Here is a 25,532-nt window from a genome sequence, read left to right as displayed (position 1 = left end):
CTTTCGTTATAATCGGCCGATGACTGAGACCGGCCGCCTCCCCATTCCAACCGTGTTGCCTGTGCTGCGCGGGGAGCGCCTTCTCCTCAGGGCCATGACGGAAGGCGATGCGGCGGCCCTGTTCGACATTTACGGCGATCCGCTCGTTATGCGATACACCGATGAGCCGCCGTTCCCCAGTCTGCAGACCGTGGGCCGGATGCTGGAAAGCGTGCGCAGGCTGCTGGCGGAAGGTTCGTCCCTGGAATGGGCGGTTGCCTTGCATGAGGATGGGCAGGTGATCGGCACTTGCGGACTGCATAGTTTTGATCCGCCGCTGCGGACTGCGGAAGTGGGCTGCTTGCTGAGGCAAACTGCCTGGGGCCGGGGCTGCATGGCGGAAGCCCTCGGTCTGGTGTCGCGTTTCGCGCACGATGTGCTGGGCCTGAAACGCCTGGTGGCCGACGTGGAAGCCGGGAACCAGCGGGCGCAAGGCCTGTTCAGGAAACTCGGCTACCGGCCAGGGCGGGCCGGCATGCTGGAGATTGAGTTGGACTAAATAAGTAAACATAAAAGTTTACTTATCTCAGCCGTGCCGGTATATTGATGGGACTTTGGCAACCCGAGATATCCCATGAAAAATGCGCTGCTGATTGCTGCCGCCTGCCTGCTGGCCCTGCTGTCCACCGTCGGGGCCTCGCTCCCTTATCCCATCTTGCCGCCGCTGTTCGCGTCCGGTGCCGAGTCCGGCCTGAACCAGTTTCTCGGCCTGCCGCCCAAGCTGCTGTTCAGCGTGGCGGTGATGATCAACCCGCTCGGCCTGTTGATCGGCTCCACCGTGCTGGGCGCGCTGTCGGACCGCTACGGCCGCCGTCCCGTGCTGCTGGCCACCGGCATTGGCGCCGCCGCCGGCCATGCGCTCACGGCCGGCGCCATGCTGCTGGAATCCTACCCCTTGTTCCTGGCGGCGCGTTTTGCCACCGGCCTCCTGGAAGGCAACGGCGCCGTGGCGCGCGCCATGCTGGCCGAGCGGCTGCAAGGCACGCTGCGCAACCGCGCCATCGGCTGGCTGAACGGCGCCTTCCACTTTGGCTGGCTGGCCGGCCCGCTGCTAGGCGGCCTGACGGTGGGCTACGGCTTGACGGTGCCGTTCTGGATCGCCGCCGTGGCGCTGCTGGCGGTGGCGCTGGTGGTGATGGCGGTGCTGCCGCGCGAGGCGCCGTCCACGCTCACCACGTCGTGGTGGCAGGTGGCGCGCGACCGCCACTCCCTCAATCTGCTCAGGCACGCCGAGCTGCGCACGCTGTTCAAGATCCAGCTGGCGGTCACCTGCGGCGTGACTGCCTTCTACGAGTTCTATCCGCTGTGGCTGGTCGAAGTGGGGCGCTACGACGCGCAGGGCATCGCCGCCGTTAACGTTGGCCTGTGCGGGCTGATGACCTTGTCCGCGCTGTTCTCCGGCCGCCCCAGCGCCACGCCGCCGCTCAAGCGCGCGGCCTGGCATGCGTTCGGCGTGGCCTGCGCGGTCGGCCTGGTGGGGCTGGGCAGCCTGTGGGTGGGCATGGCGGGCATTGTGCTGTTTGGCATACCGAACGCCTTTTACAACGCGACAGTGCAGAACTGGGCGGCCGACCGCTTCGGCGGGCACGGGCAGGGCGCGGTGATGGGACTGTTGTCGACGACTTTCTGCCTGGCGAATATACTGATGGCGCTTGCAGGCGCGGTGCTGACCTTGCTCGACACCCGCCTGGTGCTGCTGCTGGGCGCCGCGCTGAGCGCCGCCGCCGGCTGGCACTTGTGGGCCTGGCGCCTGCGCCTGCCCGCCGCTCCTCCAATGATCTTGAATAAAGCGCCCGAATGAACACTGCCGATAATGTCCTTTTCCTGCTCAAGACGCGCGGCCCGCAAACCGCGCAGAAGCTCGCCGAGCTGCTTGATCTCACGTCCATGGGCGCGCGCCGGCAACTGGAGTCGGCGCAGGAAAAGGGCCTGGTGGCCTTCGAGGACGTGGCCGACAAGGTGGGGCGGCCGTCGCGCCGCTGGCACCTCACCGAAGCCGGCCACGCGCGTTTCCCGGACCGGCATGCCGACCTCACGCTGCAAATGATCCAGCAGGTGCGCACGCTGTTCGGCGAGGGCGGCATGGACAAGCTGATCGCCGCGCGCGAGCAGGAAAGCCAGGCCGCCTACCAGGCGGCTTTGGCGCAGGGCGAGCAAACCCTGCCCGGGCGCGTGGCGGCCTTGGCGCAGGCGCGCGACGCCGAAGGTTATATGGCGGAAACCGAAGTCCGGCCCGACGGCAGTCTGCTGCTGATCGAGAACCACTGCCCCATCTGCGCCGCGGCCACCAGCTGCCAGGGCTTTTGCCGCTCCGAGCTGCAGGTGTTCCAGCGCGTGCTGGGCGAGGGCTGCCAGGTCGAGCGCGCCGAGCACCTGCTGTCGGGTGCGCGGCGCTGCGTCTACGTCATCCGGCCGATTGACTAAAAACTATTGATTGTTGGTAGGAAAAAATTGTCGAGTGACATCGTTGATTGCTGCAGGTATAATGCTTTATTAAATTGCAATCAACTTGTCTATCGTGCAAGATCTCTCCCTGGAATTCTTTAGCGCACACGAAGGTGCGCTCTTCAGCGTGGCCGGCAGCGACGGCATGGTGCTGCGCCTGGCTGCCGTGCAGCCGGCCGGCATGCCCGGCTACGGGCGCGCGCAAGCGTTTTCCCTGATGTTTGAAGGGCCGGCGCAGCCGCGCCTGGAACAGGCAACCATACGCTTAAGCAATGACGCGGCAGGCGAATTCGACATTTTCGTGGTGCCCGTGGGCGCCAATGCCGACCTCACCCGCTACCAGGCTGTATTCAACTGAACTCCAGGAGTCGCCCATGGCTGAACCGTTTCTTTCCGAAATCCGGCTGATGTCCTTCAACTTCGCCCCCCAGGGTTGGGCGCAGTGTAATGGCCAGCTGCTGCCCATCAACCAGAACCAGGCCCTGTTCTCGCTGCTGGGCACCGCCTTTGGCGGCGACGGAAGGGTGAATTTTGCCTTGCCCGACCTGCGCGGCCGCGTGCCTGCCCACGTGGGCGACACCATCTCGCGCGGCCAGCAACTGGGTGCGGAAACCGTCACGCTGAACACCTCGCAGTTGCCGGCCCACACCCATCTCGGCAAAGTGGGCGATGCGCTGGCCAACAGCAGCTCGCCCTCGAACGCCCTGGTGGGCCGCAAAGGCCGCCTCGGCCACGATTTGTACGGCGCGCCGGACAACCTGACCGTACTGAACGAGGGGGCTGGCGGTAGTGCCGGCGGCAGCCAGGCGCACAACAATATGCAGCCTTATCTGACGCTCAATTTCTGCATTGCGCTGCAAGGCATATTCCCTTCCCAGAATTAACCAGAACCAACTGAACGCGGAGATACCATGGCGCAACCCTATGTAGGCGAAATTCGTCTGTTTGCCGGCAATTTCGCGCCGAACGGCTGGCTGTTTTGCGATGGCCGGCCGTTGGCGATTTCTGAAAACGAGACGCTGTTCCAGCTGATCGGCACCACCTATGGCGGCGACGGGCAGGAGACCTTCAATCTGCCCGATTTGCAGGGCCGGGTACCCCTGCACCAGGGGCAGGGGCCCGGCGGCGCCGCCAGTTACCAGATCGGCGAGCGGGCGGGGGTGGAGAGCGTCACGCTGACCGTCCAGCAGATTCCCGCGCACAGCCATCTGCTGTTTGCCACCACCAGCCGCGCCAGCCCGGCGTACAGCGGCAAGACCGGCTTGCCGGGCAGCACCGGCGGCGTGCCGGCGTATGCGCTGGCCGGGTCCGAGCAGACGGCCATGCGCGCCGGCGCGGCCGGCAGCAGCGGCGCGACCGGCGGCAGCCAGCCCCACAACAACATGGCGCCTTCGCTGGGCCTGAATTACATCATCTCGCTGTTCGGGTTATTCCCGAGAGCTACCTGAGGACCGTCATGGCCGACCCGTTTATTGCGGAAATCCGCATGTTCCCTTTCTATTTCGCGCCCAAGGGATGGGCGTTCTGCGACGGCCAGCTGCTGCCGCTGTCGCAGAATACCGCACTGTTTTCGCTGCTTGGCACGACGTATGGCGGCGACGGCAGGAGCAACTTCGCCCTGCCGGACCTGCGCGACCGCTACGCCATGGGCGTGGGCCAGGGGAGCGGCTTAAGCAGCCGCAACCTGGGCGAGGCCCTCGGTGAGCAAACCGTCGCCTTGCTGGCGAGCGAAATGCCGGCCCATGCCCATCCACAGGGCGCGGCCGGCGGCCTGGCTACCGAGACCACGCCCGGATCGTCTACCCTGATGGGCGCCACGCGCGGCGTGCAGCTGTATTCGGCTAGCGGCGCCACCGCAGACGCCTACGCTGGCGCTCTGTGCCCCGTCGGCAGCGGACAGCCGCACAACAACCTCCAGCCTACGCTGGGGATCAACTTCTGCATCGCGCTGCAAGGCGTGTTCCCGCAGCGTCCCTGATGGCGGAGACGGTCCTGCACCTGCGCCCGATCGCGGCGGCGGACATGCCGCTGCTGTTGCGCATCTACGCCAGCACGCGCGCGGCCGAACTGGCCGCCGTGCCGTGGGACGACGCCGCCAAGGCGGCCTTCGTGCAGATGCAGTTCCAGGCCCAGCACCAGCACTACCAGCAGCACTACGCGGGCGCGCAGTTCAGCGTGGCCGAGGCTGAGATGCACGGCGCGCAGGGCGGGCAGGGCAGGATGCCTGTCGGCCGCCTGTACGTGTGGCGCCGGCCCGGTTCGCTGCACGTGGTGGAGATCACCATCCTGCCCGAGTTCCGCCAGCGCGGCTACGGCACGCAGCTGTTGCAAGCCTTGCAGCGCGAGGCTGCCGGCGTAGGCAGCGCGCTCAGCATCCACGTCGAACACGGCAATCCGGCGCTGGCGCTGTACCAGCGGCTGGGATTCAAAAAAATCCGCGAGAACGGCATGCACGACTTGATGGAATGGCGCGCCGGCGCTGAACAACAACTTACCCAGGAGTGAACATGAAACGACGCGATCTGTTGAAACTGTCCGCCGGTTCCGCCGGTTCCGCCGTATTGGGCGGCATCGGCATGGCAGCCGCCGCCGCACCGGCCGGCGCCGCCACCTCGGCCGCTGCTGCCGCCATGCCTGGCGACGCCGGCTACGCCTGGAGCCTGGCCGGCGCCGAAGCGCTGGTGGGCCAGCGTTTCTGGCTCAACCATCCCAGCCTGCGCGCCCAGCCGCTCAAGCTGCTGCGCGTGACCCAGCCGGCGACGCAGCCCGATCGCGCCCTGCAGCAATTCTCGCTGGTGTTCGAAGGCGCGGCCCTGCTGGCCGTGGCCGAGGGCACGTACGAGCTGCAGAACGGCAGCACCGGCGTGTTCATGCTGCACCTGGTGCCGCTGCCGCGTGTCAAAGGCCTGAGCAACTTCCGCGCCGATTTCAACCTGCTCGCCGCGGCCTGAACAGCCGCGCGCCAGCCCCCCATCTTTTTGCCCGCCCCCAACGCTACGGACTTCCCATGCACAAACATGCCACCATGAACCGCTACTACCGCCTTGTCTGGAGCCATGTGCACGCCTGCTGGGTGGCGGTGGCCGAGGGGGCGCGCGGGCATGGCAAGGGCGGCACGCGGCGCCGCAAGGCGGCGCTGCTGGCGGCGCTGGCCGCCGCCGGCATGGCGGGGCCGGGGAGTGCCTCGGCGGCGCCGCCGCTGGCCACCGCGCTGCCGACCGGCGGCCAGGTGGCGGCGGGCCAGGCGCAGATTGCCACCAGCGGCAGCCAGATGACGGTGACGCAGGCCACCTCGCAGGCCATCCTGAACTGGAACAGCTTCGACATCGGCGCGCAGGCCTCGGTGCAGTTCAAGCAGCCGTCGGCCAACGCCGTCGCGCTGAACCGCGTGCAGTCGGCCAACCCCTCGCAGATCTACGGCAAGCTGGATGCCAACGGCCAGGTGTTCCTGGTCAACCCGAACGGCGTGCTGTTCGCGCCCGGCGCGCAAGTGAACGTGGGCGGCCTGGTGGCCTCGTCGCTGGACCTGGCGGACCGCGACTTCATGGCGCGCAGCTACCAGTTCGCCGGCCAGGACGGCGGCGCGGTGCGCAATGAAGGCAGCATCGCTGCCGGCCCGCGCGGCTACGTGGCGCTGCTGGGCCCGAGCGTGGCCAACAGCGGCAGCATCAGCGCGCCGCAAGGCAGCGTGGCGCTGGCCGCCGGCCAGCAGATCGGCGTGGACTTGCGCGGCGACGGCCTGATCACCGTGCGCACCAGCCGCGGCGCGCTGAACGCGCTGGCCGAGAACCAGGGCCTGATCCAGGCCGCAGGCGGCCAGGTGCTGCTGAGCGCAAGCGCGGCCGACGCGCTGGCGCGCGCCAGCGTCAACAACACTGGCCTGGTCCAGGCCGGAAGCCTGGTGAGCAAGGGCGGCAGCATCCGTCTGGTGGCCGAGGGCGGCGACGTGCAGGCCGGCCGGCTGGATGCGTCCAGCGCGGACGGGCAGGGCGGCAGCGTGGCCATCAGCGGCAACGCTGTGTCGCTGGGCGGCGCCATCGGCGCGGACGGCAAGCAGGGCGGCAGCGTCAGCGTCACGGCGGCCGGCGCGCTGGCCTCGGGCGGCAGCGTGTCCGCGCAGGGGACGGACGGCAACGGCGGCAGCATCGCCTACCGCGCCGGCGGCAGCCTGACCGAGACGGCCGGCGCCACCGCCAACGCCAGCGGCACGCAGGGCGGCGGCAGCATTGCGCTGCAGGCCGGCGGCAGCCTGCTCACTTCGGGCAGCTACAGCGCGCGCGGGGGCGAGCAGAACGGCGGGCGCATCGACCTGTCGGGCAGTACGGTCAGCCTGCTGAGCGCAAAGGCGGATGCTTCCGGCCAGCAGCAGGGCGGCCTGGTGCGCATTGGCGGCGCTTTCCAAGGGGGCGCCGCGCAGGACGCCAAGGCCGACGCGCGCTTCGCTAAAAACTGGGGCAAGACGGCGGCCATCGCCTCGGCCGACCTGACCTTCATCAACGACAGCAGCGCCATCGACGTGAGCGCGCGCGGCGCGGCAGGCAAGGGCGGCACGGCCATCGTCTGGTCCGAGCGCCAGACCACCATGCTGGGCGCGCTGGATGCGCGCGGCGGGACGGGCAACGCAGGCGACGGCGGGCGCGGCGGCGCGGTGGAAGTCTCCTCGCACGGCGACCTGCGCTATGTGGGCCTGGACGCCATCCAGGCCGGCCAGGGCGGCACCCTGCTGCTGGACCCGAAAAACCTCGTGATCGGCGACTTCAACTACGCCTACGCATGGACCGCCGAAGCCATCCTGGGACGCAACTACGCCGGCGGCAAGAACGCCGGCGGCGGCCTGCTCAGCAGCGGCGCCAGCTTCGGCTCGGCCGTGGCCCTGAGCGCGGACGGCACCGTGCTGGCGGTGGGCGTGCCCATGGACGCCGGCGTGAACAATACGGGTAGCGCCGGCAGCCCCAATTATGTGGCAGGCAGCGGCGCGGCGCGCGGCGCGGTGCGCCTGTTCGGTTTCACCGACAGCAATTTCAGCGGCGCCACGCTGCGCAGCAACATCGGTTCCGGCTACACCGGCAGCGCCGATACCAACCTGGCCCTGGCCGACGGCGCCCTGTTCGGCAGCGCGGTGGCGCTGAACGCGGCCGGCACCAAGCTGGCCGTGGGCGCGGTGGGCGAGAACGGCGGCGCCGGTTCGGTACGCCAGTTCGACCTGGCAGCCGGCACCAGCAAGGCCACCCTGACCGGCACCATCGACGCCGGCAGTGGCAGCACCGCAGGCGCGCGGCAGTTCGGCGCCGCGGTTGCCCTTAACGGCGACGGCACTAAACTGGCGGTGGGCGCGGTGAACGATGGCGGCCCTTCCTCTGTCTGCACCAGCTGCGGCGCGGTGTACCTGTACAACAACGGCGCGCTGTCCACCAGGCTTGGCGATGGCTACAACTATCAAGTCAGCACGGGCGCCAACGCCCAGTTCGGTTCCGCCGTGGCCCTGAATGCGGCCGGCGACAAGCTGGCGGTGGGCGCGGTCGGCTTGGACGACCTGAAGGGCGCGGTCTACGTGTTCAACTGGGGCAGCTCGGTGGCCCAGACCGGCATCTTGAGCAGCGGCGTGGCGAGCAGCGGCACGAACCTGAACGTGAACCTGTCCAGCGGTGAACTGTTCGGCTCGTCGCTGGCGTTCGACTCGGCCGGCACCACCCTGGCGGTGGGCTCGCCGTCCACCGGCGGCGTGGCCGATGCGGGCCTGGGACCGGGCAGCGTACGCCTGTTCAGCAATATCGGCGGCACGCCGACGGTGAAAGCGGTGCTGCGCCGCGGCCTGCGCATGGCCGACGGCGTGTTCCACACCACGCCGGACTACTCCGGCTTTGGCTATGCAGTGGCGCTGAACGGCGCCGGCGACCGCCTGATCGTGGGCGCGCCCTACGCCAACAGCGCGGACGGCAGCGTGGAAGGCACCGGCGCCGTGTACGCCTATACACTGAACAGCCAGGTGTTCCGCGACGTGAATTACACCGACGCCACCGGCTTGAACGTGGGCGTCGACGCCACCGGCCTGGCGCAAATGCTGGCCAACGGTACCTCGGTGGCGCTGCGCGCCAGCAACGACTTGCTGGTCAACGGCGCCGTCCAGGTGAATACCGGCAGCCCGCGCGGCAGCCTGACGCTGGAAGCGGGCCGCAGCATCACGGTCAACGCCAGCATCGTCACCGGCGGCGGCAACGTGAGCCTGCTGGCCAATGCCAACAACTACGCGGTGTCGATGTCGGACCGTGAGACCGGCAACGCCGGCCTGACCGTCGCCAGCGGCGTCCTCATCGACAGCGGTGCCGGCACGGCCTCACTGCTGATCGACACCGGTCACTACAGCGGCCAGGACGCCAGCGGCGACATCCAGGTGGACGGCACCGTGCGCGGCAGCCAGATCAGCCTGATCAACAACGGCAAGACCGCCGGCAGCGACGTGCGCCTGGCCAGTACGGGCCGCCTGGTCGGCACCGGCACCTCAGGCACCTCGGTGCTGGTGGCGGCCAGCGGCGCGGGCGGCGGCGCCTTCGTCAGCAGCGCCGGCGGCAGCACCATCAGTACCGGCGCCAATAGCCGCTACCTGGTGTACTCGGACGCGCCCGGCACCACGACCGAGGGCATGAGCGGCTACAACAAGCATTACAACCAGGCCTATGCGGCCAGCGCGCCGTCTTACGCCGGCAGCGGCAACTGGTTCCTGTACAAGACCGCCCCAACGCTGACGGTGACGCCGACCAGCGGCCTGGCCAAGGTCTACGACGGCCAGGCCATGGGCAGCATTTCCTACGCGTCGGTGTCCGGCCTGATCGACGGCGACGCCAACGGCGCGCTGACCGGCAGCCTGTCCGGCACCACCGACAAAAACGCCGGCAGCTACTCGGTCCAGCTGGGCACCCTGGCCAGCTCGCTGGGCTACATCATCTCGCTGGCGCCGCGCACCTACAGCATCACGCCGCGCAGCCTGACCGCCACGGCCACCGGCAGCAACAAGGTGTACGACGGCCTGACCGGCGCCACCGTCATCTTCGGCGACAACCGCATCGGCGGCGACCTGCTGACCCTGAGCGGCAACGCCAGTTTCGGCAGCAAGGGCGTGGGCAATGGCAAGGCCATCAGCGTGAGCGGCATTGCGCTGTCCGGCACGGACGCGGCCAACTACACGCTGGCCAACACCACCGCCACCGCCAGCGGCAATATCACACCGCGTACGCTGCACACCGCAGCGAGCGACGTAACGCGGGTCTACAACGGCCTGGCCGGCGTGACCGGCGTGGGCGGCATCCTGACCGACGACCGCGTGTCGGGCGACGTACTGACCCTGAGCGGCAACGGCAACTTCGAGGACAAGAACGCCGGCAGCGGCAAGACGGTGAACTACAACGGCATCGCCATCTCCGGCGGCGCGGACGCGGGCAACTACGTGCTCGATTCGGCCACGGCCACAGGCCTGGGCACCATCACGCAGCGCGCGCTGACGGCCACCGCCACCGGCGTGGGCAAGGTGTACGACGGCCTGACCGGCGCCACCGTCACGCTGGGCGACAACCGCGTGAGCGGCGACGCGCTCACCCTGACAAGCGCGGCCGCCAACTACGCCGACAAGAACGCAGGCAACGGCAAGGCCATCAGCGTGAGCGGCATTGCGCTGTCCGGCACGGACGCGGCCAACTACGCGCTGGCCAATACCACCGCCACCGCCAGCGCCAACATCGCCAAGCGCACCCTGGTGGCCAGGGCCACCGGCGTGGACAAGGTGTACGACGGCCTGACCACCGCCGTCGTGACGCTGGGCGACGACCGGCTCGCCGGCGACGTGCTCACCACCAGCGGCACCGGCGCCTTCAGCGACAAGAACGCCGGCACCGGCAAGAGCGTCAACGTGACCGGTATTACGCTGAGCGGCACGGACGCGGCCAACTACGCGCTGGCCAGCACCGCCGTCACCGCCACCGGCACCATTTCGCAGCGCGTGCTGCACGCCAGCGCCGTGGGCGTGGACAAGGTGTACGACGGCCTCACCGGCGCCACGGCCACCCTGGCCGACGACCGCGTCGCCGGCGATGCGCTCACGCTGAGCGCCGGCGGCGCCGCTTTCGCCGACAAGAATGCCGGCAACGGCAAGACCGTGACCGTGAGCGGCGTGACGCTGGCGGGCAACGACGCCGGCAACTACACTCTGGCTTCGGACAGCGTCACCGGCACCGCCAACATCACCCGCCGCGCGCTGGCCGCCAGCGCCACCGGCATCGACAAGGTGTACGACGGCATGACCGGCGCCAGCGTGACCTTCGGCGACAACCGCGTCAGCGGCGACGTGCTGTCCCTGAGCGGTAGCGCCGCTTTCGGCGACAAGAACGCAGGCAGCGGCAAGACCGTGACCGTGACCGGCATCGCGCTGGCAGGAACGGACGCGGCCAACTACACGCTGGCTGCGGCCACCGCCAGCACTACGGCAGCCATCACGCCGCGCGCGCTGGTGGCCAGCGCTACCGGTATCGACAAAGTGTATGACGGCCAGGCCACGGCCACCGTCACCCTGGGCGACAACCGCATCGCGAACGACGTGCTGACCCTGAGCAGCAGCGGCGCAACCTTCGCGGACAAGAACGCTGGCAGCGGCAAGGCTGTCTCCGTCACCGGCATCGCCCTGGGCGGCGCGGACGCGGCCAACTACACGCTGTCGTCCGCCACCGCCAGCACAAGCGCCGCCATCACGCCGCGCGTGCTGAACGCCAGCGCCACGGCCACCGGCAAGGTGTACGATGGCCAGACCGCCGCCAGCGCCACGTTGGCCGACGACCGCGTAGCCGGCGACGAGCTGACCCTGGCCAGCACCGGCGCGGCCTTCGCGGACAAGAACGCGGGCACCGGCAAGACCGTCACCGTGAGCGGCATCAGCGTGTCCGGCGCGGACGCGGGCAATTACACGCTGGCCTCCGGCAGCGCCAGCGCCACGGCCAGTATTACCAAACGCGCGCTCACGGCCAGCACCGGCACCGTGGACAAGGTGTACGACGGCCTGGCCGCCGCCACCATTGCGCTCGGCGACGACCGCGTGGCAGGCGACGCGCTCACCACCAGCGGCAACGCGGTGTACTCGGACAAGAACGTCGGCAGCGGCAAGACCGTGTCCGTCACCGGCATCGCGCTGAGCGGCGCAGACGCGGGCAACTACACGCTCACTTCCACCTCGGCCAACACCACCGGCAGCATCATGGCGCGCACGCTGCACGCCACCACCACCGGCGGCGGCAAAGTCTACGACGGCAGCACCAGCGCCACCGTCACGCTGGGCGACGACCGCATCGCTGGCGACGCGCTGACGCTCACCGGCGGCAGCGCCAGCTTCGCCGACAAGAATGCGGGCAGCGGCAAGACCGTGACCGTGTCCGGCCTGGTGCTGTCGGGCAATGACGCGGGCAATTACGTGCTGGCCTCGGCCAGCGCGACCGGCAGCGCGGACATCACCGCGCGCACGCTGACCGCCGGCGCCGTTGCAGCCAACAAGGTCTACGACGGTAATGCCGTGGCCAGCGTGAGCTACAGCGACAACCGCATCGCGGGCGACATCCTGAGCATCAGCGGCAACGCGGCCTTCGCGGACAAGCACGCAGGCACCGGCAAGACCGTCACCGTGAGCGGCATGGCCCTGGGCGGGGCGGACGCGGGCAACTACGTGCTGGCTTCGACCGGCGCCACCGGCAGCGCCAATATCACTGCACGCCAGCTGGCGGTGAGCGCCACCGGCGGCAGCAAGGTCTACGACGGCTCGGCCGTCGCCACCGTCACGCTGGGCGACAACCGCATCAGCGGCGATGCGCTGACGCTGAGCAGCGCCGGCGCCGCCTTCGCCGACAAGAACGCCGGCAGCGGCAAGACCGTGACAGTGAGCGGCCTTGCCCTGGCCGGCGCGGACGCGGGCAACTACACGCTGGCAGCGACCAGCACCAGCACCAGCGCCAACATCGCGCAGCGGGCGCTGAACGCCACGGCCACCGGCATCAACAAGACCTACGACGGCACCACTGCCGCCACGGTGACCCTGGCGGACGACCGTGTCTCCGGCGATGCGCTGACCCTGGCCGGCAGCGCCACCTTCGCAGATAAAAACGCCGGCACCGGCAAGGCTGTCACCGTGAGCGGCCTGGCGCTGTCGGGCACCGACGCGGCCAACTACACGCTGGCGGCCACCACCGCCAGCACCAGCGCCGATATCGCCAAGCGCGCCCTGAACGTGGCCGGCGGCAGCGTCACCAAGGTGTACGATGGCCTGGTGGCCGGCCTGGCCACGCTCAGCAGCGACGCCGTCGCCGGCGATGCGCTGAGCATCAGCGGCAATGCTGTCTATGCCGACAAGAACGCTGGCGCCGGCAAGGCCGTCAACGTGAGCGGGATCGCCGTCGGCGGCGCGGATGCGGCCAACTACACGCTCGCCTCGACCACGCTGGCGACCACGGGCGCCATTACCCGCCGCGAGCTCACCGCCACGGCCACCGGCGGCAGCAAAGTCTACGACGGCACCGTTGCGGCGGCGGTAACGCTGTCCGACAACCGCGTGGCCGGCGACAGCCTGGCGCTGTCGGGCAGCGGCAGCTATAGCGACAAGAATGCCGGCGCCGGCAAGACCATCACCGTCGGCGCCATCACGCTGAGCGGCGCGGATGCGGCCAACTATGTGATGGCCCCTGCCGGCGTGCAGACCACCGGCAGCATCACGGCGCGCGCGCTGAGTGCGACCGCCACGGCACAGGGCAAGGTCTACGACGGCACCGTTGCCGCCAGCGTCAGCTTCGGTTCGGACGCACTCTCGGGCGACGCGGTGTCGCTGTCCGGCCAGGCCGCATTCGCCGACAAGAACGCGGGCAGCGGCAAGACCGTCAACGTAAGCGGCATCACGCTGTCCGGTGCCGACGCCGGCAACTATGTGCTGGGCAGCAGCAGCGCCAGCACCACGGCCAGCATTGCGCAGCGCGCCATCAGCGTTACCGCGTCGGCCGCCAGCAAGGTCTACGACGGCACCACGGCTGCCACGGTTTCGCTGAGCGACGACCGGGTGGCGGGCGACACGCTCGCTCTCTCCAGCGGCAGCGCGGCGTTCGCCGACAAGAACGCGGGCAGCGGCAAGGCGGTGACGGTGACCGGCATTGCGCTGTCCGGCGCGGATGCCGGCAACTACACGCTGGCCAGCACCACGGCCAGCGGCACCGGCACCATTACGCAGCGCACGCTGAACGCGAGCGCCACCGCCGCCAGCAAGGTGTACGACGGCACCACCGCCGCCACCGTGACGCTGGGCGACGACCGCATCGCAGGCGATGCGCTGGCCCTTGGCATTGGCGCCGCCAGCTTCGCGGACAAGAACGCGGGCAGCGGCAAGGCCGTCGGCGTGAGCGGCATTGCGCTGTCCGGCGCGGACGCGGGCAACTACGTGCTCGCGTCCACCACCGCGGGCACCTCCGGCACCATCACCCAGCGCGTGCTCAATGCCAGCGCCGCCGGCGTGAGCAAGGTATACGATGGCAGCACCAGCGCCACCGTGGTGCTGAGCGACGACCGCATTGCGGGCGACGCGCTGCAGGTCAGCGGCCAGGGCAGCTTCAGCGACGCCAACGCAGGCAGCGGCAAGAAGGTGAATATCTCCGGGCTGGCGCTGAGCGGCGCGGACGCGGGCAACTATACTTTCGCCGGCAGCACTGCCACCGGCGTCGGCACCATCACGCAGCGCGCGTTGCAGGCCAGCATTTCCGGCAACACTGTGAAGACCTACGACGGCACCACGGCCGCCGTGCTCAATCCGGGCTCGGTGCTGCTGAGCGGCTTCGTGGCCGGGCAGGGCGCCACGCTGCAGGGCGGCGCCGGCCGGTACAACAACGCCAACGTGGTGGGCGCCACCACGGTGACGGCCGACCTGTCGGGCGCGAACTTCAGCGCCGCCCAGGGCACGCTGCTGTCGAACTACCTGTTGCCGACGGCAGCCACCGGTGCCGGCGCCATCACGCCGCGTACCGTCACGGTGACCGGCGTGCAGGCGGCCGCCAAGGTGTATGACGGCACCACCGCCGCCACGCTGAGCAGCCGGGGCACGCTGGCCGGCCTGGTGGCGGGCGAGAACCTGACCCTGAACGGCCCGTCCACCGGCGTGTTCGATACCCGCAGCGCGGGCGCCGGCAAGACCGTTACCGCCAGCGGCTATACGCTTGCCGACGGCGCTGGCCCCGGCGCGGCGGCGGGCCGCGCCTCCAACTACGCGCTGACCAGCAGCACGGCGACCGGCACCGGCACCATCTCGCAGGCCACGCTGAGCGTGCTGGTGGATGACAAGACCCGTGTGCAGGGCACGCAGAATCCGGTCTTTACCAGCACCGTGAGCGGCCTGGTGGGCGGCGACACGCGCGACGTGCTGGGCAACCTGACTTTGGCCACCAGCGCCACCGCGCAGTCGGCGGCCGGGCAGTACGCCATCACGGCCAGCGGCGGCGCCGCGCCGAACGACTACCGCGTGTTCTACCTGGACGGCGTGCTGACCGTGACGGCGGCCGGCGTCCTGCCGGGCCAGTTCGATCCGGTGGCCGCCATTATCGGCAGCGTGGGCTCCGTCGCAGGCGGCGCCAGTGGCGGCGCACAGGGCTTTGGCGGCAACGCCGGCGGCTTCGGCGCGGCCAGCGGCAGCAGCAACCCGCAAACCCTGCTGGCCGTGGCCCGCAGCGAGAACGGCGACGCCGGCAGCGCCAGCACCCCCGGCAGTGCCAACAATGCCGGCAGTGGCAACAGCGGCGCTGCCCCCGCCAATGGCGTCACTTTCGTGAACGGCAATTCGAAGATCGTGTCGCGCAACGGCGGCGTAAGGAATCTGGAGTAATGAGCAAGATGAATCACATGGAAGTCAAGGCCCGCGCCGCCGCGCTGGCGATATTGCTGGCGCCCGCCGCCGTGTTCGCGCAGACCGTGCCGGATGCCGGCGGCGTGCTGGAATCGAACCGGCCCCCGGCGCTGATCCCGCCGCTGCGCTCCGGCGCCAAGGTGGTGCCGGACGTGAAGGCGCAAACCGGCGCCGCGCTGCCGGGCGACCAGAAAGTCTACGTCAAGGGCTACGCCTTCAAGGGCAATACCGCTTTCACGGAACAGGAACTGGCCCGGGTGCTGGCACCTTACGCGGGGCGCGAAGTGAGCTTCGGCGAACTGGGACAGGCCGCCCTGGCCATCTCCGCGCACTACCGCGCCCACGGCTACCTGATTGCGTCCGCCGCGCTGCCGCCGCAGGAGCTGGCGCAGGGCGTGGTCACCATCCAGGTGCTGGAAGGCCGCTTGTCCGGCGTGCGCCTGGTGCCCGACGCCAGCGTGCGCGTGAACCAGGAACTGGTGCGCCGCTACCTGGACGGCGTGCTGCGCCCGGGCCAGCCGCTCAAGGAAGACGAGCTGGAGCGGGCCATGCTGCTGGTGGAAGACCTGCCCGGTGTGAACGCGCGCGCGGAACTCAGCCCCGGCGCCCAGTTCGGCGAAACGGCAGTCGATATCGGCCTCTCCGAAGGCCCCATGTTCAATGGTAACGTGAGCCTGGACAATTCGTCGAACCGCTACACCGGCCGCACCCGCATCTCGGGCGGCCTGAATGTGGACGATATCGGCGGGCAGGGCGGGCAGCTGTCCGCGCTGGCCTCCACCACCGGTTCCGACTTCAACTACGGCCGCCTGGGCTATGTGATGCCGGTCGGCGGCGCGGGCACGCGCGCCGGCCTGGCCCACTCGCGCATGCGCTACAAGCTGGGCAAGGAGTTCGCGTCGCTGGACTCCAGCGGCAGCGCCAACATCAGCCAGGTGCTGGTCACGCACCCGCTGCTGCGCTCGCGCTTCCGCAACGTGCAGCTGCGCGCCGGCTACGACGACAAGCGCTACGAGAATTCCGCCAGGGACGTGCAGATCAGCGACAAGCTGGTGCGCAACGTCACCGTGGGCCTGAGCCTGAACATGCAGGACGAGTTTGGCGGCGGCGGCCTGGTGTCGGCCACCGCCGACGTCACGCGCGGCGACGTGGACCTGTCGCGCAACGCGGCCTTCGCCGCAGGCGATGCGGCCGGTCCCGGCACGGCCGGCAGGTTCACGCGCTTCAACTACCAGCTCAGCCGCATCCAGGCACTGGTGCCGGGCGTGACCCTGCTGGCCAGCGTGGGCGGGCAGCTCGCGTCGGGCAACCTGGAGTCGGGCGAGAAGCTGTCGCTGGGCGGCGTGGGCCGCGTGCGCGCCTACCCGGCCGGCGAGGCCAGCGGCGACGCGGGCCACACCGTGACCCTGGAAACCCACTGGGATATGCCGGTGTACAAGCTGGACCTGTCGGTGTTCTATGACATCGGCCGCGTGACGCTGGTGCGTTCGCCCTATGCGGGCGCGCTGTCGGCCGGCACGCCCAACAAATACAGCCTGCAGGGCGCGGGCGTGGGCGTGAGCTGGCGCCCGTTGGCGAAAACCGTGGCCTCGCTGCAGATCGCCACCAAGATCGGCAGCAATCCGGTGCGCGCCGCCAACGGCGACGACTCGGACGGCACCTCTTCGCGCACCCGCGCCTGGGTGCAGATTGCCCGCTATTTCTAAAGAGGGGTGAAGGCCTGCCGTGCGCCCCGGCGCGCTGCGGCAGGCATATACTGGCGCCAGGAACCATCTTGGAGAACCGCAATGGATGAGCAACAACGGCGCCAGTTTATCAACGAGGTATGGCAGCGCTTCGAGGAAGTGCAGAACTGGGCCATCGCCAACTGGCCGGACCGCGACCGGCCGCTGTCCAGTTCCGATTTTGTCGAGACGCGCAAGGAGATCCTGGCGCTGGGCCTGACGGGCGATGCCCGCCTGTCGCAGCCGTCCCAGGCGGGCGAACCCGAACCCGAGCAGGGCGGCGCGCAGTATATCGAGGTTACGCCGGCACCGTGGCCCTGACCCGGTGCGCCGCCACCCAGGTGGCGAAACTGATCACCAGGCCCGCCATCACGCCGCACGCCAGCTTGTAGGCGCTGTCGAACAGCAGCGGGGCTACCACGCCGGAGATCAGCGCGAACAGGATCATCTGGATAAACGACTGCATCGATGAGGCCAGCCCGCTGTTGTTGGGGAAGTGATTCAGCGCGATCAGCGTCATCGGCGGCATGGCGACGGCCAGCGCGAACGAGTACACGAACAGCGGCAGCACCGCCCACGGCACCTCCGCCGCGAAGTAATAGTTGTACGCCATGTTGACCGCGCCCGCCGCGCCCATGATGGCGTAGCTGGCCCAGATCTGCGCGCTCTGCGAATAGCGCCTGGCCAGCTTGCCGGACAGCCCGGAACCCACCACCGATCCGCTGATCAGCGGGAAGAACAGCCAGGCGAAGGCGGTCTCCGGCAGGTGCAGGATGTGCATCACGAAGTAGGCGGCCGAGCCGATGTACAGCGCGAAGCCGCCGAAGGCCATGCCCACGCTCACGGACAGCAGCAGGAACTGGCGGTGGCACAGCACTTTCCAGTAGTTCGCCGCGATCACGCCTGCGTGGAATGCGTGCCGGTCCTGCCTGGCCAGGCTTTCCGGCAGCAGGCGCAGCACCGCGACATACATCAGGATGCCGAAGCCGGTCAGGAACCAGAAAATCGAGCGCCAGCCGAAGGACACCTGCAGCCAGCCGCCCAGGATGGGCGCCAGCGCCGGGGCCAGGCCGAACACCATCATCACGTGCGACATGATCTTCTGCGCCTCGGCGCCCTGGAAGCGGTCCTGCACGATGGCGCGGCTGACCACCATGCCGGCGCCGGCCGACAGCCCTTGCAGGATGCGGCAGGCCAGCAGCACGCCGAAGGACGGCGCCAGCGCGGCGCCGATGGAAGCGGCCGTGTAGATCACCAGCGACACCAGGATCACCGGGCGGCGGCCGAAGGAGTCGGACATGGTGCCGTAGAACAGCATCATGAAGGCAAAGCAGAACAGGAACAGGCTGAGGGTCTGCTGGATGGCGATGGGGCTCGCGTCGAACGCCAGCGCGATGGCCGGGAAAGAGGGCAGATAAGTGTCGATGGCGAGCGGCCCGACCATGGTGAGCCCGGCCAAGAGCAGTGTCAGCAGAATATTCATGGATGCGTTATTGTTACCTGGAGCGGTATTTTACGCCACGCGCCAGGCTTGTGCCGCAGGCGGTCCTGATATGCGGATTTCGCATATCGAACAGCGAAATTATTCTTTCGCTTTGCGGGGGCCGCTGTTTATGCTCCTGTGCGATAACACTGTTTTTTATTGAGCCATTCCATGACTATCGATACCTATGACGGCACCGGCGTGCGCCCCGCGCACTGGAACCTGGGACCGGTGATCGAGCAGCTGCGCATCTCGCGCGAAGCCACGCACAATATCCGCCACCAGGGCCGGGTGCGCGAGCTGCCGTCGCGCGAGGCGCTGACCACCATCGTCAACGGCTTGTCGGCCGTGCTGTTCCCCACCCATTACGGCCGGCCCAACCTCACCGACGAGAGTATCGACTACTTCGTCGGCGATACGCTCAACACCACGCTGAACCGCCTCACCGAGCAGGTGCGGCGCGGCCTGCAGTTCTCCGAGCAGTCGGCGGAGCTGGCGCGCCACAGCAGCGAGGACGCGCTGACCGAACAGGCGCACAACATCACGCGCGAATTCGCCGCCGGGCTGCCGCGCATCCGCGCGCTGCTGGTGTCGGACGTGCAGGCCGCCTTCGCAGGCGACCCGGCCGCCACCTCGGTGGCCGAGATCATGCTGTGCTACCCGGGCACCATCGCCATCCTGCATTACCGCCTGGCGCACTTGCTGCACCAGCTGGGCGCGCCCTTCATCGCGCGCCTGATCTGCGACATTGCGCATTCCAAGACCGGGGTGGATATCCACCCGGCGGCGCAGATCGGCGCCAGCTTCTTCATCGACCATGGCACCGGCGTGGTGATCGGCGAAACCGCGATCATCGGGCAGGGCGTGCGGCTGTACCAGCACGTTACCCTGGGCGCCAAGCGCTTCCCGGCCGATGCCAGCGGTGCGCTGATCAAGGGCACGCCGCGCCATCCTATCGTGGAGGACGACGTGGTGATCTACGCCGGCGCCACCATCCTGGGCCGCATCACCATCGGCGCCGGGTCCACCATTGGCGGCAATGTGTGGCTCACGCAGAGCGTGCCGGCCAACAGCAGCGTGTCCCAGGCGCAGATGCGCAACGACTGCCGCTAAGGCAGGATGGGCGCCGCTGCCGGGGCATGCGCGCGCGCCCGCCCCAGCAGTTTCTCCCTGAGCGTTCCGGGCGCGTACTCGCGCTGGTAGCGCCCGCGCCGCTGCAGCTCGGGCACGATGTAGTCCACCACGTCGCGCATCGATTCATGCGCTACCGCGAAGGCCAGGTTGAAGCCGTCGATGCCGGTTTCATCCTGCCAGGCTTCCAGCTGGTCCGCCACCCTGGCGGCGCCGCCCACCAGCACCGGCCCGCGCCCGCCCAGGCCAATGAATTCGGCCGCCTCGCGCACTGTCCATGTGCGCGCCGGGTCGGCCTGGCTGAAGGATGCCAGCGCCGAGCGGCCCGCGTCCGAATCGATATAGTCGATGGTGGCGTCCAGCGGATACAGGCTGAAGTCCACGCCGGTCCATCCGGACAGCAGCACCAGCGCCGCCTCGATATCGATATGGCTGCGGTACTCCTCGTACTTGGCCCAGGCTTCCTCCTCGCTGGCGCCGGTGATGACCAGCGCCTGCGCATAGACCAGCAGGTCCCCGGCGCCACGGCCCGCCGCCACGGCCGCGCTGCGCAAATCGTCCACGTACTTCGCCACCACGGCCTTGCTCGGCCCGCTGACGAAGGTCACTTCGGCGTGCTGCGCGGCGAACGCCGTGCCGCGCTTCGAGGCGCCGGCCTGGAACAGCACCGGCGTGCGCTGCGGCGACGGCGCGCACAGGTGGATGCCCGGCACCTTGTAGTAGCGGCCCTCGTGCGCGATCGGGTGCACCCTGGCCGCGTCGATGTACACGCCGCGCTCCTTGTCGTTCACCACCGCGTCGTCCTCCCAGCTGTACTCCCACAGCTTGCGCACCACGGCCAGGTATTCGTCGGCCACGTCATAACGCTCGTCGTGCCCGGGCTGGCGTTCCAGGCCGAGGTTGCGCGCCGCGCTGTCCAGGTAGCCGGTGACGATGTTCCAGCCTATGCGGCCGCGCGTCAGGTGGTCCAGCGTGGAGAGCCGGCGTGCAAACGTGTAGGGATGCTCGTAGGTCAGCGCGCAGGTGACGCCGAAGCCCAGGTGCCCGGTGGCCTGCGCCATCAGCGGCACCAGCGCGAGCGGGTCGTTCAGCGGCACTTGCACGGCGTGCTTCAGCGCGGCGTCCACGCTGCCATGGTAGACGTCGTACACGCCCAGCACGTCGGCCAGGAACACGGCGTCGAAGCGGCCCGCTTCCAGCAGCTGCGCCAGCTCGGTCCAGTGCTGCGGATCGGTGTAGCGGTGGCTGTTGTCGCGCGGATGCCGCCACAGGCCGGGCGACTGGTGGCCCACTGTGTTCATCTGGAACGCGTTGAAGCGGATGCGCTTGCTCATTTGGCTTCGAGCGCGAGCTGGTAATCGGTCTTGGAATAGTCGGCAAAGTGCTTGTTTGTCACGGCCAGGAATTCGCGCGAGCGGTAGGCCGCTTCCAGGTCCTTGGCGAACTGCTTGTCCTTGTCTGCCGTGCGCACCGCCACCAGGTTGATGTAGTTGGGCGAGATCTTCTCGGTCACCAGCGCGTCCTTCAGCTTCAGGCCGGAGGCCAGTGCGTAGTTACCGTTTACGAAGGAGTAGTCGGTATCCTGCAGGGAGCGCGGCAGCTGCGCGGCTTCCAGCGGCACCAGCTTGATCTTCCTGATGTTGGCGGCGATGTCCTTCTCGGAGGCGCGGATAGGATCGGTGCCGGGGCGCAGCTTGATCCAGCCCAGCTGGTCCAGCAGCACCAGCGCGCGCGCCTGGTTGGCCGGGTCGTTCGGCAGTGCCACCGTGGTGCCTTCCTTCGCCTCGTTGAGCGTCTTGTGCTTCTTGCTGTAGATGGCGATGGGTGCGGTGGGGATGGTCACCAGTTCGCTCAGCGCGAGTTTGTGCTCGCTGGCGAACTTCTTCAGGTAGATGATGTGCTGGAACACGTTGGCGTCCAGCGAGCCTTCGGCCAGCGCGAAGTTGGGCTGGATGTAGTCGTTGAACTCGACCAGCTTGACCTTGTAGCCCTGCTTTTCCAGGATGGGCTTGATGCCCAGCTTGATCTGGTCGGCGTAGGGGCCGGCGCTGGTGCCGATCACCACTTCCTTCGGGTCCTTGGCGCTGGCCGGCGCGGAAACGAGGCCGGTGGCCAGCCCGGCGGCGGCAAGGACCGCGATGCTGAGGGCGCGCAGGACCAGGGTGCGGCGGCGGGCGTGGTGGAATGTGCTCATAAAGTTCTCCTGGTGGGGTTGGCGTTTTTGCTTAGCGTTTGTCGAGCCGGCGCGCGATGCGGTTGCCGGTGAACTGGATGGCCTGGACGATGGCGATCAGCACGGCGACCGTGGCGATCATGATGTCGGTCTCAAAGCGGTAGTAGCCGTAGCGGATGGCGAGGTCGCCGATGCCGCCGCCGCCCACCACGCCGGCTACGGCGGAGTAGGACAGGAAGCTGATGGACAGCACGGTGAGCGCCAGCACCAGGCCGGAGCGGGCTTCCACCAGCAGCACGCGCAGCACGATCTGCAGTTCGGACGCGCCCATGGCGTGCGCCGCTTCGATCACGCCGCGCGGCACTTCGCGCAGCGCCTGTTCGACCATGCGGGCGAAGTAGGGGATGGCGGCGAACGAGAGCGGCACGGCGGCCGCCAGCGGGCCGATGGAGGTGCCGGCGATGATGCGCGTGAGCGGCACCAGCGCCACCAGCAGGATAATGAAGGGGAAGGAGCGCACCGTGTTGACGAACCAGCCGAGCAGCAGGGAGGCGGGCTTGTTCTGCAGCGACTGGCCGTCGGCCACCAGGAACAGCAGCACGCCCAGCGGGCCGCCGATCAGCACGGCGGCTGACAGGCCGATGCCCAGCATGGTGAGCGTCTGGCCCAGCGCGGTCCACAGCTCGGGCAGCAGGGTGAGGATTTTCTCAAGCATGGGCGGCCTCCGTGCGGATAGGGGCCGGGGAAGCGGCGCCGGCAGGTTGCGCATGGACCGGCCGTGGGGCGCCCGCGGGAGGCCCGGGCAAGGGCGAGGGCGCGGGCAAGGGCGCGGCGGGGCGCAGGCTGGCGAGCTCGCGGCCAAGGGCCGTCTTGCGCAAGGCGCCGCCGTTATCGTTGTCCTTATCGCTGCCGTCAAGCGCAAATGCCTCGGCGATGGCGCCGTCCTCGATCACGGCGACCCGGTCGCAGATGGCGTCCAGCACAGACAGTTCGTGGCTGACGATCACGATGGTGACGCCGAGGCGATGGTTGATGTCCTTCAGCGTGGCGAGCAGCGCGCGCGTGGTCTCCGCGTCCAGCGCGGAGGTCGGCTCGTCGCACAGCAGCACGGCCGGTCCGCTGGCCAGCGCGCGCGCGATGGCCACGCGCTGCTTCTGCCCGCCCGACAGCTGCGCCGGATAGCTGTCCGCCTTGCCGCCCAGCTCCACCAGCTCAAGGCAGTCCCGCACGCGCGCGGCAAGCTGCGCGCCGGTGCGTCCGCCGTGTATGCGCAAGGGGAAGGCCACGTTGTCGAACACGCTGGCATTCTGCAGCAGGTTGAACTGCTGGAAGATCATGCCGATATTCTGCCGCGCCTCGCGCAGTTCGCGCTTGCCCAGCGCCGTCAGCTCGCGGCCGTCGACCGTGACGCTGCCGCTGTCCGGCTGCTCCAGCAGGTTAATCAGGCGCAGCAAGGTGGACTTGCCGGCGCCGCTCTTGCCTATCAGGCCGAATATTTCGCCCTCGCGTATTTCCAGCGACACGTTTTTGACGGCGTGGAATTGGCCGCCCTTGGGAAGGGCGAACGTCTTGCTGGCGCCACGGATCTGTATCAGCGGCGCGCGGGGGACTTGGTCAGGAGTCGTCATTACGAATATGCAGTAGGTTCCGGAAGCGTGCCTTGCAGGGCAAAGCGCCCCAGGTCACGGTATTTGTAGTCGATGGGATCGTGCAGGGTATGCACGCGGACGTTGCGCCAGTAACGGTCGAAACCGTATTTGGCCGACGTGGAGCGCGCGCCGGTCAGCTCGAACAGCTGGCTGCTGATCTCCACGCCCGCCTTGTGCGACAGCACCTTCGCTTCAGCGACTGCCACCGCCAGCTCGCCGCGCGTGCGCGCGCTGACCTGCGCGCCTTGCGCGAACACGCGGTCCAGCTCGCGCGCCGCATGGTCGGCCAGCACTTGCGCGGGGCGCAGCAAGGTCCACAGCTGGCCGTAGCGGTGCTGCACCAGCGGGTCGTCGCTGGCCGCCGGCACGCCGGACTGGAACCACGGCCGCGCTTCCTCGTTGGTATAGGCGCGCGCCGCGTCGAATGCGCCTTCGGCTATGCCGAGATAGAGGTTGGCCATGATCAGCTGCGCAACCTGCGAGCGCAGCGTGGCTTGCGGCGTGGGCGCCTGGCCGGGCGCCTGCAGCACCAGCTCCTCCGCCAGGCGCACGCCGTTGAAGGAGACGTTGCCGCTGTCGGTCTGGCGCTGGCCGAAGGCGTCCCAGTCGGCCTGCACGCGGATACCTTCCTGCCGCGTCGGCAGCACGGCGATCAGCGCGCTTTGCGTGGGCGCGTGCCAGGCCGACAACGTGAGCCAGTCGGAACCGACCGAGCCGGAGGCAAAGCTTTTCAGGCCATTCAGCTCGTAGCCGCCGCGCGTCTCGGCTGCCGTGGTGCGCTTGTCCAGCGGATTCAGGGCATTGCCCCAGAACAGGCGCTGTTCGACGGTTTCCGTCAGCAGGCGGCGCTGCTGCTGCGCGCTGCCGTACAGGCGGATGCCCGCCAGTTGCAGGTGGTGGAAACCGAAGACGTGGGCCAGTGCGCTGTCGGCCCGCGCCAGGATGCGGATCACCTGGTACACCGTGCTCCAGCTGGCGCCCTGGCCGCCGAATTCGGCGGGGATGGACAGCGTGAGCAGGCCCGATTCGCGGATCCATTCGCGTTCCGTGGCAGCGTGGCCGCCTGCGCGGTCGCGCTCCACGGCGTTTTGCGCCAGACGGGCGGCAAGCGCCGACGCGGTGGCGATGGGGTCTTCGGCGAAGAACTCTTCCTCCATGATACAGATTCCGGTGATGTCGATGCGGACCAGTATCGCACCGGCATTCCCGCCCCGTACACGAAGAAATCCGGCTTTCCATATGCGGAAACGTCATGCGCTGAAAAGCGCATATCGATGCGCAAAACAATTCGTTCTGCTTTCAGGCGGACGGCCGTAGTCTGGAAAAAACCATCCAGACACGGGGAGAAAAATGAGCATCCTACTTCTTGGCGGCAGTCCTTCGCTTCCATCCAGCTCCAGCAGGCTGCTGCTGCACATCGGCGACAGGCTGGCAGTGCACGGGCACCAGCTGCAGCGCCTGCACGTGCGGGACTTGCCCGCGCAAGCGCTGCTGCATGCGGACATCGACGATGCCGGCATCCGGCGCGCCATCGACGCGGTGGCCTCGGCGCAAGCCATCGTGATCGCCACGCCGGTCTACAAGGCATCGTATTCCGGCGTGCTGAAGGCCTTCCTGGACCTGCTGCCGCAGGACGGCCTGGCCGGCAAGTTGGTGCTGCCGCTTGCCACCGGCGGCACGCAGTCGCACATGCTGGCGCTGGACTATGCGTTGCGCCCGGTGCTGCACGCCCTGGCCGCCAAGCAGGTGCTGACCAGTATTTTCGCCACCAGCCAGCAGCTGGTATGGCAGGACGATGATGGCCTGACCCTGGCGCCGCCCATCGCCGCCCGCGTTACGGCCGGCGTGGACGAGCTGGTAACGGCGCTGGCGCCGCTAACCAGGCTGCGCGCCGCGCATTCCGTGCACGTCGCCAACGGCGCCCCGGTGCGCTCGCTGCAAGACCATCCGTACACGCCGGCCAGCCAGGCTGCATAAAAAAGGGGCA

Annotated in this window: 20 protein-coding genes; 14 read left to right on the top strand and 6 right to left on the bottom strand. The window is 68.7% G+C overall.

The features are described 5' to 3' along the window. The first annotated feature begins 19 nt into the window (after nucleotides 1-19). From ASC94_RS13805 to ASC94_RS13750, 12 genes are all read left to right on the top strand, one after another. Nucleotides 20-538 carry a GNAT family N-acetyltransferase gene (locus ASC94_RS13805; protein ID WP_056395560.1) on the top strand — a complete coding sequence of 173 codons (519 nt, stop codon included), beginning with the start codon at nucleotides 20-22 and terminating at the stop codon, nucleotides 536-538. 75 nt (nucleotides 539-613) lie between these two features. Further along, on the top strand, nucleotides 614-1,840 hold the full coding sequence (locus tag ASC94_RS13800) for an MFS transporter (RefSeq protein WP_056395558.1): 1,227 nt from the start codon (nucleotides 614-616) through the stop codon (nucleotides 1,838-1,840). After that, nucleotides 1,837-2,463, top strand: coding sequence for a metalloregulator ArsR/SmtB family transcription factor (locus ASC94_RS13795; RefSeq protein ID WP_056395554.1), 627 nt, complete (start codon nucleotides 1,837-1,839; stop codon nucleotides 2,461-2,463). The genes ASC94_RS13800 and ASC94_RS13795 overlap by 4 nt, the downstream gene beginning before the upstream one ends. A gap of 94 nt (nucleotides 2,464-2,557) precedes the next feature. Beyond that, the gene (locus ASC94_RS13790; protein WP_373888117.1) at nucleotides 2,558-2,842 is read left to right on the top strand and encodes a hypothetical protein; all 285 of its coding nucleotides are present in this window, start codon (nucleotides 2,558-2,560) and stop codon (nucleotides 2,840-2,842) included. A gap of 16 nt (nucleotides 2,843-2,858) precedes the next feature. Next, on the top strand, nucleotides 2,859-3,368 hold the full coding sequence (locus ASC94_RS13785; protein WP_056395548.1) for a phage tail protein: 510 nt from the start codon (nucleotides 2,859-2,861) through the stop codon (nucleotides 3,366-3,368). A gap of 27 nt (nucleotides 3,369-3,395) precedes the next feature. Continuing rightward, nucleotides 3,396-3,932: a phage tail protein gene (locus ASC94_RS13780; protein WP_056395545.1), complete on the top strand. Its 537-nt coding sequence runs from the start codon at nucleotides 3,396-3,398 to the stop codon at nucleotides 3,930-3,932. A gap of 8 nt (nucleotides 3,933-3,940) precedes the next feature. Then, nucleotides 3,941-4,462: a phage tail protein gene (locus ASC94_RS13775; RefSeq protein WP_056395542.1), complete on the top strand. Its 522-nt coding sequence runs from the start codon at nucleotides 3,941-3,943 to the stop codon at nucleotides 4,460-4,462. Then, nucleotides 4,462-4,989: a GNAT family N-acetyltransferase gene (locus tag ASC94_RS13770; protein ID WP_056395539.1), complete on the top strand. Its 528-nt coding sequence runs from the start codon at nucleotides 4,462-4,464 to the stop codon at nucleotides 4,987-4,989. Before ASC94_RS13775 ends, ASC94_RS13770 begins: the two co-directional genes overlap by 1 nt. Nucleotides 4,990-4,991: 2 nt before the next feature. Beyond that, nucleotides 4,992-5,435: a hypothetical protein gene (locus tag ASC94_RS13765; protein WP_056395535.1), complete on the top strand. Its 444-nt coding sequence runs from the start codon at nucleotides 4,992-4,994 to the stop codon at nucleotides 5,433-5,435. Between the two features lie 56 nt (nucleotides 5,436-5,491). Beyond that, on the top strand, nucleotides 5,492-15,364 hold the full coding sequence (locus ASC94_RS13760; protein WP_056395533.1) for a YDG domain-containing protein: 9,873 nt from the start codon (nucleotides 5,492-5,494) through the stop codon (nucleotides 15,362-15,364). Continuing rightward, the gene (locus tag ASC94_RS13755) at nucleotides 15,364-17,091 is read left to right on the top strand and encodes a ShlB/FhaC/HecB family hemolysin secretion/activation protein (protein ID WP_056395525.1); all 1,728 of its coding nucleotides are present in this window, start codon (nucleotides 15,364-15,366) and stop codon (nucleotides 17,089-17,091) included. The genes ASC94_RS13760 and ASC94_RS13755 overlap by 1 nt, the downstream gene beginning before the upstream one ends. Nucleotides 17,092-17,172: 81 nt before the next feature. Continuing rightward, the gene (locus ASC94_RS13750; protein WP_056395521.1) at nucleotides 17,173-17,430 is read left to right on the top strand and encodes a hypothetical protein; all 258 of its coding nucleotides are present in this window, start codon (nucleotides 17,173-17,175) and stop codon (nucleotides 17,428-17,430) included. Here ASC94_RS13750 and ASC94_RS13745 read toward each other — a convergent pair. Further along, complete coding sequence (locus ASC94_RS13745; RefSeq protein WP_056395513.1) at nucleotides 17,408-18,592, bottom strand: multidrug effflux MFS transporter; 1,185 nt, start codon at nucleotides 18,590-18,592, stop codon at nucleotides 17,408-17,410. The two genes, ASC94_RS13750 and ASC94_RS13745, sit on opposite strands and share 23 nt — an antisense overlap. 171 nt (nucleotides 18,593-18,763) lie before the next feature. Here ASC94_RS13745 and epsC point away from each other — a divergent pair, with 171 nt between their 5' ends. Continuing rightward, the gene (gene epsC / locus ASC94_RS13740) at nucleotides 18,764-19,705 is read left to right on the top strand and encodes a serine O-acetyltransferase EpsC (RefSeq protein ID WP_056395510.1); all 942 of its coding nucleotides are present in this window, start codon (nucleotides 18,764-18,766) and stop codon (nucleotides 19,703-19,705) included. Here the strand turns inward: epsC and ASC94_RS13735 are convergent. The 5 genes from ASC94_RS13735 to ASC94_RS13715 are packed head-to-tail and all read right to left on the bottom strand — an operon-like array spanning nucleotide 19,702 to nucleotide 24,702. Continuing rightward, complete coding sequence (locus tag ASC94_RS13735; RefSeq protein WP_056395507.1) at nucleotides 19,702-21,057, bottom strand: LLM class flavin-dependent oxidoreductase; 1,356 nt, start codon at nucleotides 21,055-21,057, stop codon at nucleotides 19,702-19,704. The genes epsC and ASC94_RS13735 overlap by 4 nt on opposite strands. Next, nucleotides 21,054-21,917: a MetQ/NlpA family ABC transporter substrate-binding protein gene (locus ASC94_RS13730; RefSeq protein WP_056395504.1), complete on the bottom strand. Its 864-nt coding sequence runs from the start codon at nucleotides 21,915-21,917 to the stop codon at nucleotides 21,054-21,056. The genes ASC94_RS13735 and ASC94_RS13730 overlap by 4 nt, the downstream gene beginning before the upstream one ends. A gap of 31 nt (nucleotides 21,918-21,948) precedes the next feature. Then, the gene (locus tag ASC94_RS13725) at nucleotides 21,949-22,611 is read right to left on the bottom strand and encodes a methionine ABC transporter permease (protein ID WP_056395501.1); all 663 of its coding nucleotides are present in this window, start codon (nucleotides 22,609-22,611) and stop codon (nucleotides 21,949-21,951) included. Further along, nucleotides 22,604-23,524, bottom strand: a complete 921-nt coding sequence (locus ASC94_RS13720) for a methionine ABC transporter ATP-binding protein (RefSeq protein WP_082616511.1) — start codon at nucleotides 23,522-23,524, stop codon at nucleotides 22,604-22,606. Before ASC94_RS13720 ends, ASC94_RS13725 begins: the two co-directional genes overlap by 8 nt. Beyond that, on the bottom strand, nucleotides 23,524-24,702 hold the full coding sequence (locus ASC94_RS13715) for an acyl-CoA dehydrogenase family protein (protein WP_056395500.1): 1,179 nt from the start codon (nucleotides 24,700-24,702) through the stop codon (nucleotides 23,524-23,526). Before ASC94_RS13715 ends, ASC94_RS13720 begins: the two co-directional genes overlap by 1 nt. A 193-nt stretch (nucleotides 24,703-24,895) precedes the next feature. Here ASC94_RS13715 and ssuE point away from each other — a divergent pair, with 193 nt between their 5' ends. Further along, nucleotides 24,896-25,522, top strand: a complete 627-nt coding sequence (gene ssuE, locus ASC94_RS13710; RefSeq protein ID WP_056395495.1) for an NADPH-dependent FMN reductase — start codon at nucleotides 24,896-24,898, stop codon at nucleotides 25,520-25,522. Nucleotides 25,523-25,532: the final 10 nt, after the last annotated feature.

The sequence above is a fragment of the Massilia sp. Root418 genome (assembly GCF_001425265.1).
GTDB lineage: Bacteria > Pseudomonadota > Gammaproteobacteria > Burkholderiales > Burkholderiaceae_D > Rugamonas.
The sequence above is the reverse complement of the archived record's forward strand: the minus strand, read 5'-3'. Positions and strand labels throughout refer to the sequence as shown.

Bases quoted from the DNA above. Each gene is read 5' to 3' on its own strand.
- ASC94_RS13720 (WP_082616511.1), bottom strand. From the start codon at position 23,524: ATGACGACTCCTGACCAAGTCCCCCGCGCGCCGCTGATACAGATCCGT.
- ASC94_RS13795 (WP_056395554.1), top strand. From the start codon at position 1,837: ATGAACACTGCCGATAATGTCCTTTTCCTGCTCAAGACGCGCGGCCCG.
- epsC (WP_056395510.1), top strand. From the start codon at position 18,764: ATGACTATCGATACCTATGACGGCACCGGCGTGCGCCCCGCGCACTGG.
- ssuE (WP_056395495.1), top strand. From the start codon at position 24,896: ATGAGCATCCTACTTCTTGGCGGCAGTCCTTCGCTTCCATCCAGCTCC.
- ASC94_RS13785 (WP_056395548.1), top strand. From the start codon at position 2,859: ATGGCTGAACCGTTTCTTTCCGAAATCCGGCTGATGTCCTTCAACTTC.
- ASC94_RS13735 (WP_056395507.1), bottom strand. From the start codon at position 21,057: ATGAGCAAGCGCATCCGCTTCAACGCGTTCCAGATGAACACAGTGGGC.
- ASC94_RS13800 (WP_056395558.1), top strand. From the start codon at position 614: ATGAAAAATGCGCTGCTGATTGCTGCCGCCTGCCTGCTGGCCCTGCTG.
- ASC94_RS13725 (WP_056395501.1), bottom strand. From the start codon at position 22,611: ATGCTTGAGAAAATCCTCACCCTGCTGCCCGAGCTGTGGACCGCGCTG.
- ASC94_RS13715 (WP_056395500.1), bottom strand. From the start codon at position 24,702: ATGGAGGAAGAGTTCTTCGCCGAAGACCCCATCGCCACCGCGTCGGCG.
- ASC94_RS13760 (WP_056395533.1), top strand. From the start codon at position 5,492: ATGCACAAACATGCCACCATGAACCGCTACTACCGCCTTGTCTGGAGC.
- ASC94_RS13775 (WP_056395542.1), top strand. From the start codon at position 3,941: ATGGCCGACCCGTTTATTGCGGAAATCCGCATGTTCCCTTTCTATTTC.
- ASC94_RS13750 (WP_056395521.1), top strand. From the start codon at position 17,173: ATGGATGAGCAACAACGGCGCCAGTTTATCAACGAGGTATGGCAGCGC.
- ASC94_RS13755 (WP_056395525.1), top strand. From the start codon at position 15,364: ATGAGCAAGATGAATCACATGGAAGTCAAGGCCCGCGCCGCCGCGCTG.
- ASC94_RS13730 (WP_056395504.1), bottom strand. From the start codon at position 21,917: ATGAGCACATTCCACCACGCCCGCCGCCGCACCCTGGTCCTGCGCGCC.
- ASC94_RS13805 (WP_056395560.1), top strand. From the start codon at position 20: ATGACTGAGACCGGCCGCCTCCCCATTCCAACCGTGTTGCCTGTGCTG.
- ASC94_RS13765 (WP_056395535.1), top strand. From the start codon at position 4,992: ATGAAACGACGCGATCTGTTGAAACTGTCCGCCGGTTCCGCCGGTTCC.
- ASC94_RS13745 (WP_056395513.1), bottom strand. From the start codon at position 18,592: ATGAATATTCTGCTGACACTGCTCTTGGCCGGGCTCACCATGGTCGGG.
- ASC94_RS13770 (WP_056395539.1), top strand. From the start codon at position 4,462: ATGGCGGAGACGGTCCTGCACCTGCGCCCGATCGCGGCGGCGGACATG.
- ASC94_RS13780 (WP_056395545.1), top strand. From the start codon at position 3,396: ATGGCGCAACCCTATGTAGGCGAAATTCGTCTGTTTGCCGGCAATTTC.